We start from the raw sequence: 17,064 nt of genomic DNA, 5'->3' as shown, positions 1-17,064 counted from the left end.
CGTTAGCTGACCCTATTGCTAACGACAGCGCGCGTACGGGGCAGACGGCCCGCGAAAGCGCGCGTGGTGCGCCGCAGCCTTTATCATTGGCAGATGACGCGAACGAAGGAGGAGCTCCGCAATGGACGATGCCAACGCCACGCTCATGCCGATGTGGCGTGCCAATCTGGCGCTGCTCACGCGCGAGGTCGGGTCGGCCACCCGGCTCGCGCGCATGATGACGTTTTCCGCGAGCTACATGAAGCTGATCGTGTCGGGCCAGCGCGACTTCAGCGCGGAGTTCGTGCGCGGCGTGGAAGCCGTCACGGGTTTGCCAGAAGGCTGGATGGACGTGAAGCACGACAGCGCCGAGGTGCCCGACGAGACGCGCGAAGCGATCGCGAGCGAGACGCCACGCGCGCGCTTTCGCGGCACCGCGCATCCGGTACGCAAGGCGCCTGTGCTGCGCGTCGAGCCGATCTTCGGCCAGGGCGCGAAGCGCGAGGAAGCGACGGCGACGCCCGAGGCGCACCGGCGTCTCGCGGGCACGCGCAAGATCCGCGATCTCGCCGCGCAGGACGTGCGCAAGCTCGAGCGCTACCTGAGCGTGCCGCCGGTCGAGCCCGCGGTGCTGCGCTCGCGTATCGAAGACGTGATCAACTACGCCGACCCCGACGAGCGCGTGCGCGCCGACCTCGAAGGCCGCCTCGAACAGATCGAGAAGCATCGCGAAATGCTATTGCGGCATGTCTCGCGCCTCTACGCGTTGCTTTCGCGGCTGGGCGACGATTGATCGACTGATTCGTTGCCCGAAGCATCGTCGGAAGATCACCGCTCCTGAACGCGCAGTTCCGCGAGGATCTGGTCGGCGAGAAAGTCGCACGGCGGACGGTTCGAGCGTGCGCTGCGCGCGAGCACCACTTCCAGTTCGGGCAGTGCCGGCAAGCCATGCTGGCGGCCGAGCGTGACGAACGTCTCGGGCACCGCGCAGCGCGCGAGCGGCGCGATGGCGAGACCCGCGGCCACCATGCTGCACAGGCCCATCAGGCTCGGGCTTTCATACGATGTGCGATAGGCGATCTTCGCGCGCTCCAGCGCCTGGATCGCGTTCGTGTGCGCGACGCTGCCGCCGCCGAAGAGGGCGACCGGCAGCGGCCGCTCGCGCCAGATCTCACGTCCGCTCGCCGCGCTCACCGCCGCGGGGGGCGCGGCCCACACCATCGGCTCGAAGCGGATGAACTCGCCCGCGAGGCCGCGCGTACGCGTGATGCAGGCCAGGTCGATCTTGTTGTCCTTCAGGAGCGGCAGGAGCGCGCTGCTCGGCAGCCCGATCACCTGGATCTCCACCTTCGGCCAGTTCGCCGAGAACTTGCGCAGCACCGGCGGCATGAGCGAGGACGCGTAGTCGTCGGGCACGCCGATCGACACGCGCCCCGTCACTTCCGGGTGCGCGAGCGAGGCCCACGCTTCGTCGCGCAACGCGAGCATGCGCCGCGCGTAGGCGATGAGCGTCTGGCCGTCGGGCGTGGGCGTGACGCTGCGCGGTGCACGGATAAAGAGCGGCTTGCCGATGGATTCCTCGAGCGCGCGGATCTGCATGCTGAGCGCCGCCTGCGAGCGGTGCACGAGCGCGGCGCCGCGCACGAAGCTGCCGGCGTCGGCGACGGCCACCACCATGGCCAGCACGTCGAGGTCGAGGGTCTTCATTGGTATAAGAAAAATTGATCGAAGGCTTCAATATAACGCGTTTGTCTGAACGCGGGGACGCGCCGATACTGGGGCCGTACCGACCCTTCGCGTTGTTCTTCGCATCGTCCTTCGCTTTCTGGAGAAGCCCATGTTGATGTCGCCGCCCGTCGATTTGACCTACGAACGATTCCAGCAACTGCAGATGCGGCTCGACATGTCGCGCGGCAAGCCTTCGCCCGAACAGCTCGACCTCTCGCAGGCGCTCATCGACGAAGCCGCACAGGCGGGCTATCTTGCGCGCGATGGCTTCGATTGCCGCAACTACGGCCTGGCGAGCGGCTTGCCCGAGGCGCGCGAGCTGGGCGCCGGGCTGCTCGGCGTGCCGGCCGCCCAGGTGATCGCGGCGGGTAATTCGAGCCTCGAACTGATGCACGACGCGCTGACTTTCGCGCTGCTGCACGGCGTGCCGGCGGGCGAGGGCGCAGAGGTGGGCGCGCCATGGCGAGCGCAGGGCGAGATCGCATTCCTGTGCCCGGTGCCGGGCTACGACCGCCACTTTGCAATCTGCGAAGCGCTGGGCGTGCGCATGATCGCCGTGCCGATGCGCGAGGACGGCCCCGACATGGACCGCGTGGAAGCGCTCGTGCGCGACGATGCGTCGATCAAAGGCATGTGGTGCGTGCCGCTCTACAGCAACCCGACGGGCGCGATCTGGTCCGACGAGGTGATCCGGCGTCTGGCCGCCATGCCCGCCGCGCCCGATTTCCGGCTCTTCTGGGACGACGCCTACCGCTTTCACCATCTGAGCGACGAAGCGCACACGACACTCGACGTATTCGAAGCCTGCGCGGCGGCGGGCCACGCAGACCGCGCGCTGATGTTCGCGTCGCTCTCGAAGGTGACCTTCGGCGGCGGGGCGTTCGCGTGGCTCGCCGCTGCGCCGCGTAACGTGGCCTGGTGGCAGAAGCACTCAGCCGTGCGCACGATCGGGCCGGACAAGCTCAACCAGCTGCGCCACGTACGCTTCCTGCGCGACCGCGCGACGCTCACCGGGTTGATGGCGCGCCATCGGGCGCTGCTCAAGCCGAAGTTCGATGCGGTCGACGCGGTGTTCCGCGCGCGCCTCGCCGGCGTGCCCGGCGTGAGCTGGAACGTGCCGCGCGGCGGCTATTTCATCAGCCTTTATGCGCCCGAGGGTTGCGCGCGCCGCACGGTCGAACTCGCGGCGGCGGCGGGACTCGTCCTCACGCCCGCGGGCGCGGCGTTTCCGTATGGCGTCGATCCGCACGACAGTCATCTGCGGATTGCGCCGTCGTTTCCGGCGCTCGACGAGGTGCGCCTTGCCGCCGAGGGCATCGCGCTGTCGCTTCTGCGCGCCATCGAGGAACGGCGGCGATAGCAGGCGGGGCCGCTCCGGCGACGCTCGCGGCGATGTGTTACAACGGCAGACGGAGCCTACGAACGTAGTCAACGAACGTAGCCAACGAACGTGCCAACTTCACGCGAGGTTGCCGTGCAAGGTCTCGCCGTTCATTGCAACGCGCGCTCGCCCAGCGCGAGCGCGAAGGCCGCGCCGCGAGCGGCCGTGCGCCCACGGCGCGCCCGCTCGCGGCGGGCGCCGGCTGGTCGGTCGACGACGTCGTCTGCACGTTCGGTCCCGGCGACCGGCCTTACGAGGAGCGCCACACGAGCGCGTGCCTCGCCGTCGTGGCGGCGGGCGTATTCGGCTACCGCAGCGGCAACGCGCGCGCGCTGATGACGCCCGGCGCGCTCATGCTCGGGGAAACCGGCGCCTGCTTCGAATGCGGCCACCGTCACGCGGCGGGCGACCGCTGCCTCTCGTTCCACTACGACCCTGGCTGGCTCGACGAGCAGGCCGCAGCCGCGGGCCTCGCGCCCGGCGCGCGCCGCTGGCGGGCCGCGCGGGTGCCGCCGGTGCGCGCGCTCGCGCCGCTCGTGGCGCACGCTTGCGCCGACGCGCTCGCGCAAGAGCGGGACCATGCGACCGGGGTGGTCGCCTGGAGTGAAATTGCACTGGAACTCGCGCTCGCGACCTTGCGCGTGGTCGCGAGCGGCAAGGACGCGGCGACGCCTGCCACGCCGGGCGCCGCGGCGGCGGCACGTGTGGTTGCGACGCTGCGGCTGATCGACGAAACGCCCGACGATGCGCATACGCTCGCCAGCCTCGCGAGCGCGGCGGGCGTGAGTGAGTTCTATTTTCTGCGCACCTTCTCGGCGGTGGCCGGCGTGACGCCGCATCAATACCTGCTGCGCGCGCGATTGCGCGCCGCCGCCCTGCGTCTTGCCGCCGACGACGAAGCGAAAATCGTCGATGTTGCGCTCGCGAGCGGCTTCAACGATCTGTCGAACTTCAACGCGGCGTTTCGCGCGGAGTTCGGCGCGAGTCCCCGCGCATGGCGTGTCGCGCAGCGCGAGCGCTCTCTCGCGCAGACCTCATGGCCGAACGCCGCGCAAGCCGCGGCGCGCGCCTGAGACGCCCATGACGCGAGGCGAGGGGCTCAGGCGCGCCGCCCGGTGCGTTGCGTCGTGTCTAGCGTTGACGTTGGCAGTTGTGAGCGGCCATGCCCGCGCCCAGGCGAGCGACCGCAGCCCCGACAGCACGGCACGCGTCGAGACCGCCGATCGCGCCGCGCAAACCGACGTGCCGCCATACACGCTCGAGCGCGACGTGCATCTGTTCGTCGTGCAGCAGGACGGCTCGGTCGTCGAGGACGACGACACCGTGCTGCGCGCCAACACCACCGCCGGCGTGGACGAGATCGCCCAGCGCTACGTCTGGTTCAATAAGGATATCGAAACGATTACCCAGCTGTCGGCCGAAACCGTCGATCCGGACGGCACCGCGCACGCGGTCGGCGCAAGCGGCATTCGCGACGTGCAGGAGCCGCGCTCGGCGGGCGCGCCCACGTTCGAGGACGGCGTGCTGCGCACGGTGATCTTTCCGGGCGTCCAGGTCGGGTCGCGCGTGCATCTGCATTTCGCCAAACGCCGCGCGAAGGCGCTCGACGCGGGCTCGTTCTCGTACTTCGTCGAGCCGACGGGCGAACCGGTCGAGTTTCAGCGCCTCATCTTCGATTTGCCCGCCAGCGTGCCGCTCCACGCCGACGCGCGCGGCTACGCGGCGCTCGCCCCCGAGACGGCGAACGGCCGCACCCGCTACGCGTTCGACTACCGGCACGGCCCCTATCCGCCGCTCGAAGCTGGGGCGGTCGCCTACGTGAACTGGGGCGACCGGCTGATGGTCTCGACAATGCCCGACTTCGCCGCGTTCGCCGCGCGTTATCGCGAAGCCGCCGCCGATCCCACCGGGACCGATCCGGCCATCGCGTCGCTTGCGCAGGCGCTCACGGCGGGCGTGAGCGACCCGCGCGAGAAGGCGCGCCGCATTTACGACTGGATGCGCTTCAATATCCGCTATGTCGCGCTCTTTCTTGGCGAGACCGCGGCCGTGCCGCATCGCGCGACCGACATCCTGCACAACCGCTACGGCGACTGCAAGGACCACGTGGCGCTCTTCAGCGCGCTGCTCGCGGCGGTGGGCATACGCGCCGAGCCCGTGCTGCTCGATCTCGGCCCCGTCTATACGCTGCCCGACGTGCCGGGCTACGGCGCGCACGCGATCAACCATGCGATTGCGTGGCTGCCCGACCTCGGCGTGTATGCGGACACCTCTTCGGGCGGCTACGCGTTCGGTTATTTGCCGCCGGGCGTGATGGACCGGCCCGTGCTGCTCGTCGACGACGGCGTGCTTTCGCGTACGCCCGCGACCGGGCGGCGCGAGCGCACGGCGCGCCTGTCGCTCGAGGTGGGGGCGACCGGCGACGCCACCTACAGCTACTACGTGGAAGACGAAGGCGCGGGCGCGGAGCCCGAGCGCAACGCGTTTCGCCGCGCCACGCACGCGCAGGCGCAGCAACTCGCGGCACAGCGCCTGCGGCTCACCGGACTCGCCGGCACCGCGCACGTCAGCACGGCCCAGACCGAGGCAACCGACGGACCGTTTTCGGTGACGATGGAAGGCACTCTCGATCATGTGGTCTGGCGCGACGGCACGACGGCAATCCCCACCACGAGCAGCTTCACGGGTGGCATTGCCACGCAGATCGACAGCTGGCTCGCGCAGCCGCGCCGCACGCAGCCCTGGGCGTGCATCGGCGGAGAATTCACGGAGAGCGCGCAGATCGTGCTGCCCGCGTTCGCGAGCGTGACCGACGTGCCGCAAGACACGCAAGCGAGCGACGCGTTGCTCGACTACACGTCGCATTACGTGTTCGACGCGCGCTCGCGCACGCTGCAGATCGAGCGGCGGCTAGCGGCGCGTTTTGGTCACCAGATGTGCACGGCCGACGAATTCGCGCAGATGCGCGACGCGCTCTTGCGCATCGAGCGCGACACGCACGCGCAGATCGTCGTGCGGGCGGCGAGCGCGCCGCAGCAACCGTGAGCGGCGCTCAGCCGCCGCGCGTCGTCACGGGCACCCACACGCCTTTCTTCACCTGCCAGAGCGTGGAGGCGCCGTTCTTGAGCGAGCCGTCTGGCTCGAAGGCAATGCGGCCCGTCACGCCGTCGAAGGCGAGCGTCTTGAGCGCGCTGCGGTAGACCTCGGGTTGCGCCGATTTCGCGTTGACCATCGCGTGGATCGCGGCCCACGCCGCGTCGTAGCCGAACGGCGCGTAGGCGAGCACGTTAGCGCCGAAGCGGGCTTTATAGGCTTGCTCGAAACGCGGGCCCTCCGGCAGTTGCGCGAGCGGGCGGCCGTACTCCCAGGCCATCGCGCCTTCGGCTGCTGCGCCCGCGGCCTGGGTGAAGTCGGCGTTCGCCACGCCGCCGCCGCCCACGAACTGCGCGTTCATGCTGCGCGCCTTCATCTGCTTCGCGAGCGCCGCGCCCTGGTGCGCGAGGCCGCCGAAGTAGAGCAGGTCGGCATCGGCGGCCTTGATTTTCGCGAGCTGCGGGCCGAAGTCGCTCGCGATGCTTTGCGCGAACTCGCGCGCGACCACGTTGCCGCCATGCTCGCGCACCGCGCGCTCGAACATGTCGGCTTCGCCCTGACCGAAGGCGGTGCGATCGTCGATGATGGCCACGCGTTTGGCCTTCATCACGTCCACGGCCCAGGCGCCTGCGATGCCGGCGTTCTGCGCGTCGTTTGCAATCACCATGAAGGTGTTCGCGAAGCCTTGCGACGTGATGACGGGATTGGTGGCCGCGGGGCTGATCATCGGGATGCCCGCGCTCTCGTAGATGCGCGAGGCCGGAATGGCCGAGCCCGAGTTGAAGTGGCCGACCACGGCGTTCACTCCCTGATTCGCCAGCGTCGCGGCGGCCTGCACGCCGAGGCGTGGGTCGCTGCGATCGTCGATGGGCACGAGTTCGAAGTGCGCCGCCTGCTCGCCGATCTTGAGGTTTTGCGCGTTCGCCTCGTCGAGGGCGAGCTGCACGCCGTTTTGCAGATCGCGGCCGTAGTCGGCGGAGTCGCCCGAGAGCGGCGAGACGAAGCCGATGCGCACGTCGAGCGGGCCGGCGGCCAGAGCGCTGCGGCTCGCGCCGAGCGTGCCGATGGTGGCCAGCGCGCCGATCAGGAGCCCAGCCGCAAGCCTGCGGCACGCCCGGTACGGCGTGGCGAATGCGCAGACGCCAGCGGTTGCAGGCGCGGCAGCGAGACTCATGGTGACTCCTTGCGCGACAGCGGCGCGGTGTTCTTGTGTGCGTTTTGTCCGGGTACGCCGCGCCGCGCGTCGGCGTGGCGCGTAGACGGGGCGTCTCGTCTTCGGGCCTTGCGTCTTGCTGTTTGCGACTGCGGCTTGCCGGAACGGGCTGTGCGACGGCTGCGCGCGTGGGTGGGGTGTCTCGTGGGGGTCTCAGCCAGCTCCCCATGTGCGCCGGCTGGGCGCGCGCCTTCGCGAGGCGGCGGATGGCGAGCAATATATCAGGCTGCCAGGTCAGCCGCTCACGCCGTGCCGCGCGCTCGGGCTACTCGCCCCTTTGCAGTTCGAAGAGCGCGTCGCGCAGGCGCACGAGCGGCGCCATGGTGTCGGCGCTCGCCCATGCTTCGAGGTCGTCGAGCGCGCGGTTGCAGCCGTCGAGCACCACGTCGAGATCGACGGGAATGCCATTGGCGAGCGCGAAGCGAATCGTCGCTTCGAAGCGTGCGCATTCGTCGTCGCCGTACGAGATGTCGAGCGTGTCGGCAATGGTCTGGGCGATGTCGCTGCGTTCGCGCTCGCTCTCGTCGACGAAGTCGATGATGCCGCGCGCGACGTCGGGTGCATGGTAAAGCGCGATGTCGAGCCACACGGCGGCGTCGAAACCGCTTTCGTGGCTGTGTTCCTCGAAGTATTCGATGGCTTCCTGCTCGTGGGTCTCGCCGGCGTCGACGGCAAGGCAAAGCTGCTCGAAATACTCTTCCTGCTCGCTACGGATTGAATCGGACATCGGTCATTCTCTAAAGACGGTGGGCGCCGCGGCCGTGCACTGTGTCTGGCCGCCGCGAGTCATGCGGACGGCATTATAGGCCGCGCGCGCACCGCTTCAGTTTAGGCGGCTTCCACCGCCCAGGCGTCGAACCATTCGCGCGGGCGTGCGATCTGGTCTTGCGCCGCGACGATCTCCAGCTCGTAACGGCCTGCGTCGTAAGTCGCCTTCACTACGGCGTTCACGGCCGCGAGCGTGTGTTCGAACGCGCGGCGCAGCGAGTCGCCGAGCATCAGGCGCGCGACGAACACCGCGCTCGTCACGTCGCCCACGCCCACCGGCTGGCGCGCGAACGGGTAGAGCGGGCGCTGGCCGAGCCATGCTTCATGCTCGGTCACGACGAGCATGTTGAAGCGGTCGGCAGGGCTGTTGCGGTCGAGCAGATGCTTCACGAGGACCAGCTTCGGGCCGCGGCGCAGCAATTCGCGGCACGCGAGCACACCTTCTTCCGCGGTCTCGATCTCGCGGCCCACGAGTCGTTGCAGCTCGATGTGATTGGGGATCATCGCGTCGGCGACCTCGGGCATGTTGCGCACGAGGAACTCCTGAATGCCGGGCTCGACGCGGCAGCCGTTCTCGGCGTTGAGCGTGCCCATCACCGGGTCGCAAAAGTAGCGCGCCTGCGGGTTGGCGGCCTTGACGGCGCGCACCACGTCGATCACGGCCTGGGCCTGCTCGGGGGCGCCGAGGTAGCCCGAGAGCACCGCATCGCAGCGCGGCAGCACGCCGATCGCGCCGATGCCTTCGACGAGATCCACGACCTCGTCCGAGCCGATGGCGGCGCCGGTCCAGTGGCCGTATTGCGTGTGATTCGAGAACTGCACCGTGTTGAGCGGCCAGACATTGACGCCCAGGCGGCGCATGGGAAACACCGCGGCGCTGTTGCCCGCGTGACCGAACACGACGTGCGACTGGATGCTCAAAACGTTTTTCATGGCCGGTCCAGATTTCGTTATCGCTTGCGGCGCTTCGAGCAGCGCGCCTTTGCGCAGGTGCAGCAACGATAACCGAATTCGCTGCGCCCAGTCGATGGATGCGTGGGCGCGGTGTTGCGCGCTCGCTCGCTGCCAGCGGCTGCAATGCGTCTGGGCGGGCGCTAGGCCACGACGTGTTGACCGGCCAGCTCGCGATAGAGCGCCATGTAGCGTTGCGCCGACGCGGCCCAGCCGAAGTCCTGCTGCATTGCACGCGAGCGCGTCTCGCGCCAGTCGCGGCTGCGCCCATAGAGCGCGAAGGCGCGGCGGATCGCGGCCGTGAGCGCGTCGGGCTCGAAGCGCTCGAACACGAAGCCGGTGGCGAGACCATCGGCGAGATTCTCCAGCGAGGCGTCGACCACCGTATCGGCGAGTCCGCCCACACGGTGCACGAGCGGCAGCGCGCCATAAGCGAGCGCATAGAGCTGCGTGAGCCCGCACGGCTCGAAGCGCGAGGGGACCATCATCACGTCGGCGCCCGCGACGATCTCGTGCGCGAGCGTCTCGTCGAAGCCCAGCTCCACGGCCACCGATTCGGGATGCTGGTGCGCGGCGCGCGTATAGCCCTGTTCGAGGCTAGGGTCGCCGGTGCCGAGCACGACGAGCTGCCCGCCGCGCGCGACGATCTCGGGCAGCGCCGCGAGCAGCAGGTCGAGGCCCTTTTGCTCGGTGAGCCGGCTCACCACGCCGAACACCGGGGCGTCGTGCTTCTGCGCGAGCTTCATGCGCGTCTGCAGCGCCGCCTTGCAGCGCATCTTGCCGCTCTGGCGTGTGGCCGAATAGCGCGTGGCGATGGCCGCGTCGCTCGACGGATTCCAGACGGCGTAGTCCACGCCATTGAGAATGCCGACAAGGTCGTGCGTGCGTCCGCGCAGCAGCGCCTCGAGACCGCCGCCCTGGGCGACCGTCTGAATCTCGCGTGCGTAGGTCGGGCTCACGGTCGTGATCTTGTCGGCGAAATAGAGGCCGGCTTTCAGAAATGAAAGCTGGCCGTAGAACTCCACGCCATGCATGTCGAAGAAGTCGCGCGGCAGGCCGAGCGTGTCGAACTGCTGGGCGGGGAAGATGCCCTGATACGCGAGATTGTGGATCGTGAAGATCGAGCGCGCGCCGCCGGGCGCCAAGCTCGCGCCGCGCTCGCGCGCCGCCGCGCGCAGGTAGGCCGGCGCGAGTCCCGCATGCCAGTCGTGCGCCTGCACGATCGCGGGCGCCCAGTCGGCATCGAGGTGCAGCGCGAGTTGCGCGGCGGTCCAGCCGAGCAGCGCGAAACGTTGCGCGTTGTCGCCGTAGGGCACGTGCTCGGCGTCGAGGTAGGGGTTGCCGGGGCGCGCGTAGAACGCATCGGCGCGGATCATGTAGACGGCCAGCTCGCTGCCGGGCAGACGCCCGAGTTCGAGCGTCGCCTCGGGCGCGCCGAACGTGCGCGTAAGGCGCGCGACGGGGCGCAGGTCCTCGAGGCCCGCCGCCACGGGCGCGAAGCCCGGCAGAAGCAGGCGGGCGTCGGCGCCTTGTTCGATCAGCGCGGCGGGCAGGGCGGCGGTAACGTCGGCGAGGCCGCCGGTCTTCAGGAGCGGATACAGCTCGCTGGCTACGTGCAGGACGCGAATGGTCATCGGGAGTCAGTCCTCTCGGTGCTCGGGTTGCTTGCGGGTTGTTTGCGGATTGGCGCGCCCGTAAGCGAAGCCGGTCTCGCGGATCGGCTTCGCGGGGCGCATGGACTAGCCAGGCAGTTTCGCCAGCGCCTCGCTCGTGACCAGCACGACGCCGCTCTCGGTGCGATAAAACCGCTCGGCATCGCTCGCAGCGTCTTCGCCGATCACGGTGCCGTTGGGAACCGTGCAGCCGCGGTCCACGACGACCTTGCGCAGCCGGCAACTCGTGCCGACCGTCACCTGTGGCAACAAGACTGCCTCGGCAATGTTGCAGAACGACTGCACGACGACATTCGACGAGAGCACCGAGCGCGAGATCTGCGAACCCGAGATCACACTGCCGCCACACACGATCAGGTTGGTGCCCGAGCCCTGCAGGCCGTTGAGGTCGCGCACGAACTTGGCGGGCGGCAACTGTTCCTGGTAGGTCCAGATCGGCCAGTTGCGGTCGTAGAGATCGAGCGCGGGGATGGTCGAGGCGAGGTCGAGGTTGGCGGACCAGTAGGCGTCGACCGTGCCCACGTCGCGCCAGTAGGGTTCGGCGGCCGGGTCCGACGACACGCAGGACATGCTGAACGGATGCGCGATCGCATGGCCGTCGCTCACCACGCGCGGAATGATGTCCTTGCCGAAGTCGTGGTCGGTGGCCGAGCGCGCGATGTTCTCTTCGAGCAGTTTGACGAGATAGTTCGTGTCGAACACATAGATGCCCATGCTCGCGAGCGCGATGTCGGGGCGGCCTGGCATGGCGGGCGGATCCTCGGGCTTTTCGACGAAGCCGGTCACGCGGCGCGACTCATCCACGGCCATCACGCCGAACGCGCGCGCTTCCATGCGCGGCACTTCGATGCAGCCCACCGTGCAGTCGGCGCCGCTTGCGGCATGGTCGGCGATCATGCGCGTGTAGTCCATCTTGTAGATGTGGTCGCCGGCCAGCACCACCACGTATTTCGGTCTGATCGAGCGGATGATGTCGATGTTCTGGTAGACGGCGTCGGCGGTGCCCCGATACCAGTGCGCGCCTTCCACACGCTGCTGCGCGGGCCACAGGTCGAGGAACTCGTTGAATTCGCCGCGCAGGAAGCCCCAGCCGCGTTGCAGATGGCGCAGGAGCGAGTGCGCCTTGTACTGCGTGACGACCGCAATGCGGCGGATGCCCGAATTCAGGCAGTTCGAGAGGGCGAAATCGATGATGCGGTACTTGCCGCCGAAGTACACGGCCGGCTTCACGCGCTTGTTGGTGAGCGGCCCGAGGCGCGTGCCGCGGCCGCCAGCGAGCACGATGGCGAGGGTGGTGCGTTGCAGATCGTTGAGGCTTGCCGGGGTTTCCATGGTCGTCTCCTTGTTGTGCCCCCCGGTACGGCCGCCGCGGCCCGCCTCGTCGTGCCCGGGCCGGTGCGGTCCTTCTTTCGCGTGCTTGTCGCGTCCCTGATGCGGCGCGTTTCGCGGTGCAACACGCGTGCGTCTCTCGCGTCGCGGACGTCTCGTGCGTCCTGTATTGACTGTTCTAGCACCGAATGCAGCGTAGCGCGAATTGCCGGTGCCCGGTGCCGGAGATGCGCGCCGCAATCGTGCGAGGCGCTGATGAGCAGCAAACCGCATGCCCTACAGACGCGCTGGACGAGAAAGCCGGCATGAGCGGGGCGGGGCCGCTAGAATCGCTGGCTGTACCGGCGCCATCTCGCCGTCCTGTTCTTCTGTCCGACCTTTCGCCCGATCTCCCGTCGATGAGAGCCATCCTGAACCACACGCTTGCCCGCTTTGCTGCCTTCGCTCCCTTCGTTGCCGCGCTGAGTGCGGCCGCGCTCTGTCACGTCGCCCTCGCTGCCGACCCTGGGGCGAGCGATGCCGCGCCGTCGTCGGCGTCGTCACCGCAAGCCGCGATCGAGACGCCCGACGGCCCCGCGTATGGTGCCGAACTGCAGGGCTTCGAGTATCCCCATCCCGTGCATGACTTTGCGTTCGTTTCGCAGGGGCAGACGCTGCACATGGCGTACATGGACGTGCAGCCCGCGAAACCGAACGGACGCACCGTGGTCCTGCTGCACGGCAAGAACTTTTGCTCGGCGACGTGGGACGCCACCATCCGCGAGTTGCACGCCACGGGCTACCGCGTGATCGCGCCGGACCAGATCGGCTTTTGCAAATCGAGCAAGCCCGCCTCGTATCAGTTCAGCTTTCAGCAGCTCGCGCGCAACACGCATGCGCTGCTCGCGGCGCTCGGCGTGCACGATGCGACGATCGTCGGCCATTCGACGGGCGGCATGCTGGCGGTGCGCTACGCGCTCATGTATCCGGGCGAAACGGAGCAGCTCGTGCTCGTGAACCCGATCGGGCTGGAAGACTGGAAGGCCAAGGGCGTGCCGTCGATTTCGGTCGACGACTGGTACGCGCGCGAGCTCAAGACGAGCGCTGACGGTATTCGCCGCTACGAGCAGGCCACCTATTACGCGGGCCAGTGGCGGCCGGCCTACGAGCCGTGGGTGCAGATGCTGGCGGGCATGTATCGCGGGCCGGGCAAGACGCAGGTGGCGTGGGACTCCGCGCTGCTCTACGACATGATCTACACGCAGCCGGTGATCTATGAGTTCGGGCAGTTGCAGATGCCGACGCTCCTGCTCATCGGCGACAAGGACACGACCGCCATCGGCAAGGATCTCGCGCCGCCCGAGGTGCGCGCGCAGCTCGGGCACTATCCGGTGCTGGCCAAGGCCGCGCAGCGCGCCATTCCCCACGCGACGCTGGTGGAATTCGCCGATCTCGGGCACGCGCCGCAGATGCAGGATCCGCGGGCGTTTCATGCCGCGCTGCTCAAAGGCCTCGACGCGTTGAACGCCTCGCACTAAGGGGGCGTTCGCACGCGGGCGCGGTTACCGTCCCGCGGCGGCTTCCTTCAATTCATCGCGCGCCTGCGCCGCCATCTCGAACGAACGCAGACGCGCCGCGTGGTCGTAGATCTGCGCGGTGACGATGAGCTCGTCCGCGCCGGTCTGCTCGATCACCGAGGCGAGGCCCGCGCGCACGGTTTCCTGGTCACCCACCACGGAGCAGGCGAGCGAGTGCGACACGCCGGCGAGTTCGAACTCGTTTGCCGCGATCTGCTCGACCGGCGGCGGCAACTGCCCCGGCGTACCGCGCCGCAGATTCACGAACTGCTGCTGCAGCGAGGTGAAGAGAAAGCGCGCTTCTTCGTTGGTGGGCGCGCCGAACACGTTCACGCCGACCATCGCATGGGGCCTCGCGAGCACCGCCGACGGACGGAACTGCGAGCGGTACAGACGCAGTGCCGTGAGCAGATGGTCGGGCGCGAAGTGCGAGGCGAACGCGAACGGCAGACCCATTGCCGCCGCGAGCTGGGCGCCATAGAGGCTCGAGCCGAGGATATAGAGCGGCACGTTCAACCCAGCGCCGGGCACTGCGCGCACGCGCTGGCCTTCGACGGGCGCCGCGAAATAGCGCTGCAGTTCGGCCACGTCGTCGGGGAAGCTGTCGGCGCTGCCCTGCAGGTCGCGGCGCAGCGCGCGCGCCGTGGTCTGGTCGGTGCCGGGCGCGCGCCCGAGGCCGAGGTCGATGCGGCCGGGGTAGAGCGCTTCGAGCGTGCCGAACTGCTCGGCAATCACGAGCGGCGCGTGGTTCGGCAGCATGATCCCGCCCGAGCCCACGCGGATGGTCTGCGTGCCGCCCGCCACGAAGCCGATCACCACCGAAGTCGCCGCGCTGGCGATGCCCGTCATGTTGTGATGTTCGGCCAGCCAGAAGCGGTGATAGCCGAGGCGCTCGGCGTGCCGGGCGAGATCGAGCGTGTTGTGCAGCGCGGCGCCGGCATGGGAGCCTGCGGGGATGGGCGAGAGGTCGAGTACGGAGAAGAGGGTCATGGGCTAGCGTGGGGCCTGGTATGAGGGGCGCGACGCGTGTGCCGTGCGCCGGGTGCCCGACGCGAGGCCGCAAGGCAGTCGCAAGGTGCGGCCATTGTGCCAAACCACTTTCGTTCGTGCTGGCGGCCTTCGGGAACCCATGCAGGCGGCGTGGGTTCAGAAATGGCTGATTGCCTTTTCGCCCAGTCAATTTGAATATTAACGAGAACTACTCCTGTTTCAATGCAAAAGCCGCGCTTTCAATTCAGAATTATTAAAGAACCATTTCTAGATGCTTACCGAATTTTTTCGGGTCGGAAAAGCGCTGGAAGGCGGCTGTTTAATCGCTGAAACAGTTACGCTTTTACAACTTTGGCAACGCATTTTCCCGCGTCCGTCGGAAGCAACTGACGGAGCTTGCTGATACAATTTTCGGCGTCGAATCGGGGATCGACCATGTCCAATGTTTCATACGATGGTTTATCTCCCCTTCGTTGTTTGTTCAATTGCCTCGCATCCTGCAAACCGGCATCCATTGTCTGGTTTCCCGCTTCAAATACGTAATGCGGCTAAGATGCGCGGCTTATTTCTGGATTTTCAGGGCAGGGAAATGGTACGTGGTGAAACGCGAATTCCGGTCGGGGCACCGCAGGAGCTTCTCCCCTTGCGCGCAGCCCGCGGCGAGCGCGGCTTGGCCCACGTGACCCGGCAAGGCGGCGCGTCATGACGGTGGCGCAGGTTTTCGCCATCCCGGCGGCCTGGCCCGTGCTCGTCTGGGTCGTGGTCGTGCTGTGCGGCGTGGCCGCTTTCTACGGCCTCGTTGCCGCGCTGACGATGCCGCGCCTCGGTTCGGCCGCGCTCGTGCGCGAAGCCGCGCGTCGTGCGCGCCGGGCGCAACCGCAGCCTGTGAGCGTGCTCAAGCCCTTGTGCGGCGCCGAACCGCGCCTCTACGAGAATCTCGCGACCTTCTGCGAGCAGCGGCATCCGCGTTTTCAGTTGCTGTTCGGCGTGTCGTCGCCGGCGGACCCGGCCATTGCCGTGGTGCGCCGGTTGCAGGCGGCGTATCCCGGCCACGACATCGAACTCGTGATCGACCCGCGTGTGCACGGCAGCAATCTCAAGGTGAGCAACCTCATCAATCTGGCGGCGCGCGCGCGCTACGACGCGATCGTCGTGGCCGACAGCGATATCGCCGTCGAGCCCGACTATCTGGAGATCGTCACCGCGCCGCTCGCCGACCCGGACGTGGGCGTCGTGACCTGTCTCTACAGCGCCCGCAGCATCGGCGGTTTCTGGCCCCGCGTGGGTGCGCTCTTCATCAACGAGTGGTTCGCGCCTTCGGTGCGCGTGGCGCATTCCACGGGCTCGCGCGCGTTCGGTTTTGGCGCGACGCTCGCGCTTTCCCGTACGACGCTCGAGCGCATCGGCGGTTTCGCCGCGCTCAAGGACTGCCTCGCCGACGACTACCTGCTCGCCCGCTATGCGCGCGATCACGGCCTCGCCACGGTGCTGGCGCCCGTCGTGGTCGCCACCGACGTGATCGAGCCGACCTTCGGCTCGCTCTGGCTGCGCGAGACGCGGTGGCTGCGCACCATCCGCTCGGTGAATCCGGCGGGCTTCGCTTCGCTGTTCATCACGTTTCCCACGCCGTGGCTCGTGCTGGGCGCGCTGTTCTACGGCCTGCTCGCGGCCGGCGCGGGCATCGGCGCGTGCGCGACGACGCGCGCGGCGCTGGCCGGACTCGCCACGGCCACGATGGCGGGTATCATTGCGCGTTTGATACTGCACGCGCGAGCGAGCGGAAGCTGGCGAGGGTTCTGGCGCGATTTGCCGCTCGTGCCGCTGCGCGACGTGCTGCTGGCGCTGCAGTGGCTTTCCGCCGCCTTCGGCTCGCATGTGATCTGGCGCGGCGTGCGCGTGAGCGTCGCCAATCCCGAGGCCGCAGCGCCTTCCGCCATGGCCAGGCCCGCGAGCACGCGGCGGCCTGCCGTCGAGGGATCGGACGCTCGCTGAGGCGTCGCTTTGATACCGCGCTAGCGCGCTTTTTTACCGAATTGTCACCTCAATCATCACCCGGCACAGTACGGGTACCCGGAGCACTCATCGCATGAAAACGCTGTTTCTGCAGGCCCCGTCGTATGACGGCTTCGACGGTGGCGCGGGCTCGCGCTACCAGGCAAAGCGCGAGATCCGCTCGTTCTGGTATCCCACCTGGCTCGCGCAGCCCGCGGCCCTCGTGCCGGACAGCCGCGTGCTCGACGCGCCGGCCGACGGTCTGGGCGTGGAAGAAACGCTGGAGATTGCAGCCGCATACGACCTCGTCATCATCCACACGAGCACGCCGTCGTTCCCGACCGACGCGCTCTTCTGCGAAGACCTCAAGAAGCGCAAGCCGTCGATCGTCATCGGTCTGGTGGGCGCGAA

At 68.3% G+C, this 17,064-nt stretch carries 13 protein-coding genes and 1 pseudogene; 7 read left to right on the top strand and 7 right to left on the bottom strand.

The genetic code is table 11. From position 1 onward, the window contains the following. Positions 1–121 precede the first annotated feature (121 nt). Entirely contained in the window at positions 122–772 is a 651-nt protein-coding gene (locus AB3X98_RS05850; RefSeq protein WP_069269347.1) for a hypothetical protein, read from the top strand. A gap of 35 nt (positions 773–807) precedes the next feature. Here AB3X98_RS05850 and AB3X98_RS05845 read toward each other — a convergent pair whose 3' ends face one another. Continuing rightward, positions 808–1,686, bottom strand: coding sequence for a LysR substrate-binding domain-containing protein (locus AB3X98_RS05845; RefSeq protein WP_069269346.1), 879 nt, complete (start codon positions 1,684–1,686; stop codon positions 808–810). Between the two features lie 136 nt (positions 1,687–1,822). On the opposite strand from AB3X98_RS05845, the gene AB3X98_RS05840 reads away from it, so the two are divergent. The 3 genes from AB3X98_RS05840 (at position 1,823) to AB3X98_RS05830 (ending at position 6,133) form a co-directional block, all read left to right on the top strand. Further along, positions 1,823–3,067 carry an aminotransferase class I/II-fold pyridoxal phosphate-dependent enzyme gene (locus AB3X98_RS05840; RefSeq protein WP_368607156.1) on the top strand — a complete coding sequence of 415 codons (1,245 nt, stop codon included), beginning with the start codon at positions 1,823–1,825 and terminating at the stop codon, positions 3,065–3,067. 134 nt (positions 3,068–3,201) lie between these two features. Further along, positions 3,202–4,161 carry a helix-turn-helix domain-containing protein gene (locus AB3X98_RS05835; protein ID WP_368610224.1) on the top strand — a complete coding sequence of 320 codons (960 nt, stop codon included), beginning with the start codon at positions 3,202–3,204 and terminating at the stop codon, positions 4,159–4,161. Between the two features lie 64 nt (positions 4,162–4,225). Further along, entirely contained in the window at positions 4,226–6,133 is a 1,908-nt protein-coding gene (locus AB3X98_RS05830; RefSeq protein WP_368607116.1) for a DUF3857 domain-containing transglutaminase family protein, read from the top strand. Positions 6,134–6,140: 7 nt separating this feature from the next. Here the strand turns inward: AB3X98_RS05830 and AB3X98_RS05825 are convergent, their stop codons facing one another. From AB3X98_RS05825 to glgC, 5 genes are all read right to left on the bottom strand, one after another. Further along, positions 6,141–7,355: a branched-chain amino acid ABC transporter substrate-binding protein gene (locus AB3X98_RS05825; protein ID WP_368607115.1), complete on the bottom strand. Its 1,215-nt coding sequence runs from the start codon at positions 7,353–7,355 to the stop codon at positions 6,141–6,143. Positions 7,356–7,659: 304 nt separating this feature from the next. Then, on the bottom strand, positions 7,660–8,121 hold the full coding sequence (locus tag AB3X98_RS05820) for a hypothetical protein (RefSeq protein WP_069269344.1): 462 nt from the start codon (positions 8,119–8,121) through the stop codon (positions 7,660–7,662). A gap of 101 nt (positions 8,122–8,222) precedes the next feature. Beyond that, positions 8,223–9,095, bottom strand: coding sequence for a pyridoxal kinase PdxY (gene pdxY / locus AB3X98_RS05815; RefSeq protein ID WP_069269349.1), 873 nt, complete (start codon positions 9,093–9,095; stop codon positions 8,223–8,225). 161 nt (positions 9,096–9,256) lie between these two features. Continuing rightward, positions 9,257–10,747, bottom strand: coding sequence for a glycogen synthase GlgA (glgA, locus tag AB3X98_RS05810; RefSeq protein WP_368607113.1), 1,491 nt, complete (start codon positions 10,745–10,747; stop codon positions 9,257–9,259). Between the two features lie 105 nt (positions 10,748–10,852). After that, positions 10,853–12,118: a glucose-1-phosphate adenylyltransferase gene (glgC, locus tag AB3X98_RS05805; RefSeq protein ID WP_069269342.1), complete on the bottom strand. Its 1,266-nt coding sequence runs from the start codon at positions 12,116–12,118 to the stop codon at positions 10,853–10,855. A gap of 395 nt (positions 12,119–12,513) precedes the next feature. Between glgC and AB3X98_RS05800 the strand changes: the two genes are divergently transcribed. Next, a complete protein-coding gene (locus AB3X98_RS05800) occupies positions 12,514–13,632 on the top strand; it encodes an alpha/beta fold hydrolase (RefSeq protein WP_368607112.1) in 1,119 nt (372 codons plus the stop codon). Between the two features lie 24 nt (positions 13,633–13,656). On the opposite strand, the gene AB3X98_RS05795 is transcribed toward AB3X98_RS05800, so the two are convergent. Then, positions 13,657–14,661: an LLM class flavin-dependent oxidoreductase gene (locus AB3X98_RS05795; RefSeq protein WP_368607111.1), complete on the bottom strand. Its 1,005-nt coding sequence runs from the start codon at positions 14,659–14,661 to the stop codon at positions 13,657–13,659. A 702-nt stretch (positions 14,662–15,363) separates the two neighbouring features. Between AB3X98_RS05795 and hpnI the strand changes: the two genes are divergently transcribed. Both hpnI and AB3X98_RS05785 read left to right on the top strand, forming a co-directional pair. Next, positions 15,364–16,653, top strand: coding sequence for a bacteriohopanetetrol glucosamine biosynthesis glycosyltransferase HpnI (gene hpnI / locus AB3X98_RS05790; RefSeq protein ID WP_069269339.1), 1,290 nt, complete (start codon positions 15,364–15,366; stop codon positions 16,651–16,653). A gap of 94 nt (positions 16,654–16,747) precedes the next feature. Continuing rightward, positions 16,748–17,064: pseudogene (locus tag AB3X98_RS05785) on the top strand (hopanoid biosynthesis associated radical SAM protein HpnJ); the annotation flags it as partial.

It is taken from the genome of Paraburkholderia sp. BR14312, from assembly GCF_040948675.1.
GTDB lineage: Bacteria > Pseudomonadota > Gammaproteobacteria > Burkholderiales > Burkholderiaceae > Paraburkholderia > Paraburkholderia nodosa_A.
Note: the sequence above shows the minus strand (reverse complement) of the source record. Positions and strands in the feature narration are given on the sequence as shown.

Bases quoted from the DNA above. Each gene is read 5' to 3' on its own strand.
- hpnI (WP_069269339.1), top strand. From the start codon at position 15,364: ATGACGGTGGCGCAGGTTTTCGCCATCCCGGCGGCCTGGCCCGTGCTC.
- pdxY (WP_069269349.1), bottom strand. From the start codon at position 9,095: ATGAAAAACGTTTTGAGCATCCAGTCGCACGTCGTGTTCGGTCACGCG.
- AB3X98_RS05850 (WP_069269347.1), top strand. From the start codon at position 122: ATGGACGATGCCAACGCCACGCTCATGCCGATGTGGCGTGCCAATCTG.
- AB3X98_RS05820 (WP_069269344.1), bottom strand. From the start codon at position 8,121: ATGTCCGATTCAATCCGTAGCGAGCAGGAAGAGTATTTCGAGCAGCTT.
- glgA (WP_368607113.1), bottom strand. From the start codon at position 10,747: ATGACCATTCGCGTCCTGCACGTAGCCAGCGAGCTGTATCCGCTCCTG.
- AB3X98_RS05845 (WP_069269346.1), bottom strand. From the start codon at position 1,686: ATGAAGACCCTCGACCTCGACGTGCTGGCCATGGTGGTGGCCGTCGCC.
- AB3X98_RS05840 (WP_368607156.1), top strand. From the start codon at position 1,823: ATGTCGCCGCCCGTCGATTTGACCTACGAACGATTCCAGCAACTGCAG.
- AB3X98_RS05795 (WP_368607111.1), bottom strand. From the start codon at position 14,661: ATGACCCTCTTCTCCGTACTCGACCTCTCGCCCATCCCCGCAGGCTCC.
- AB3X98_RS05825 (WP_368607115.1), bottom strand. From the start codon at position 7,355: ATGAGTCTCGCTGCCGCGCCTGCAACCGCTGGCGTCTGCGCATTCGCC.
- AB3X98_RS05800 (WP_368607112.1), top strand. From the start codon at position 12,514: ATGAGAGCCATCCTGAACCACACGCTTGCCCGCTTTGCTGCCTTCGCT.
- glgC (WP_069269342.1), bottom strand. From the start codon at position 12,118: ATGGAAACCCCGGCAAGCCTCAACGATCTGCAACGCACCACCCTCGCC.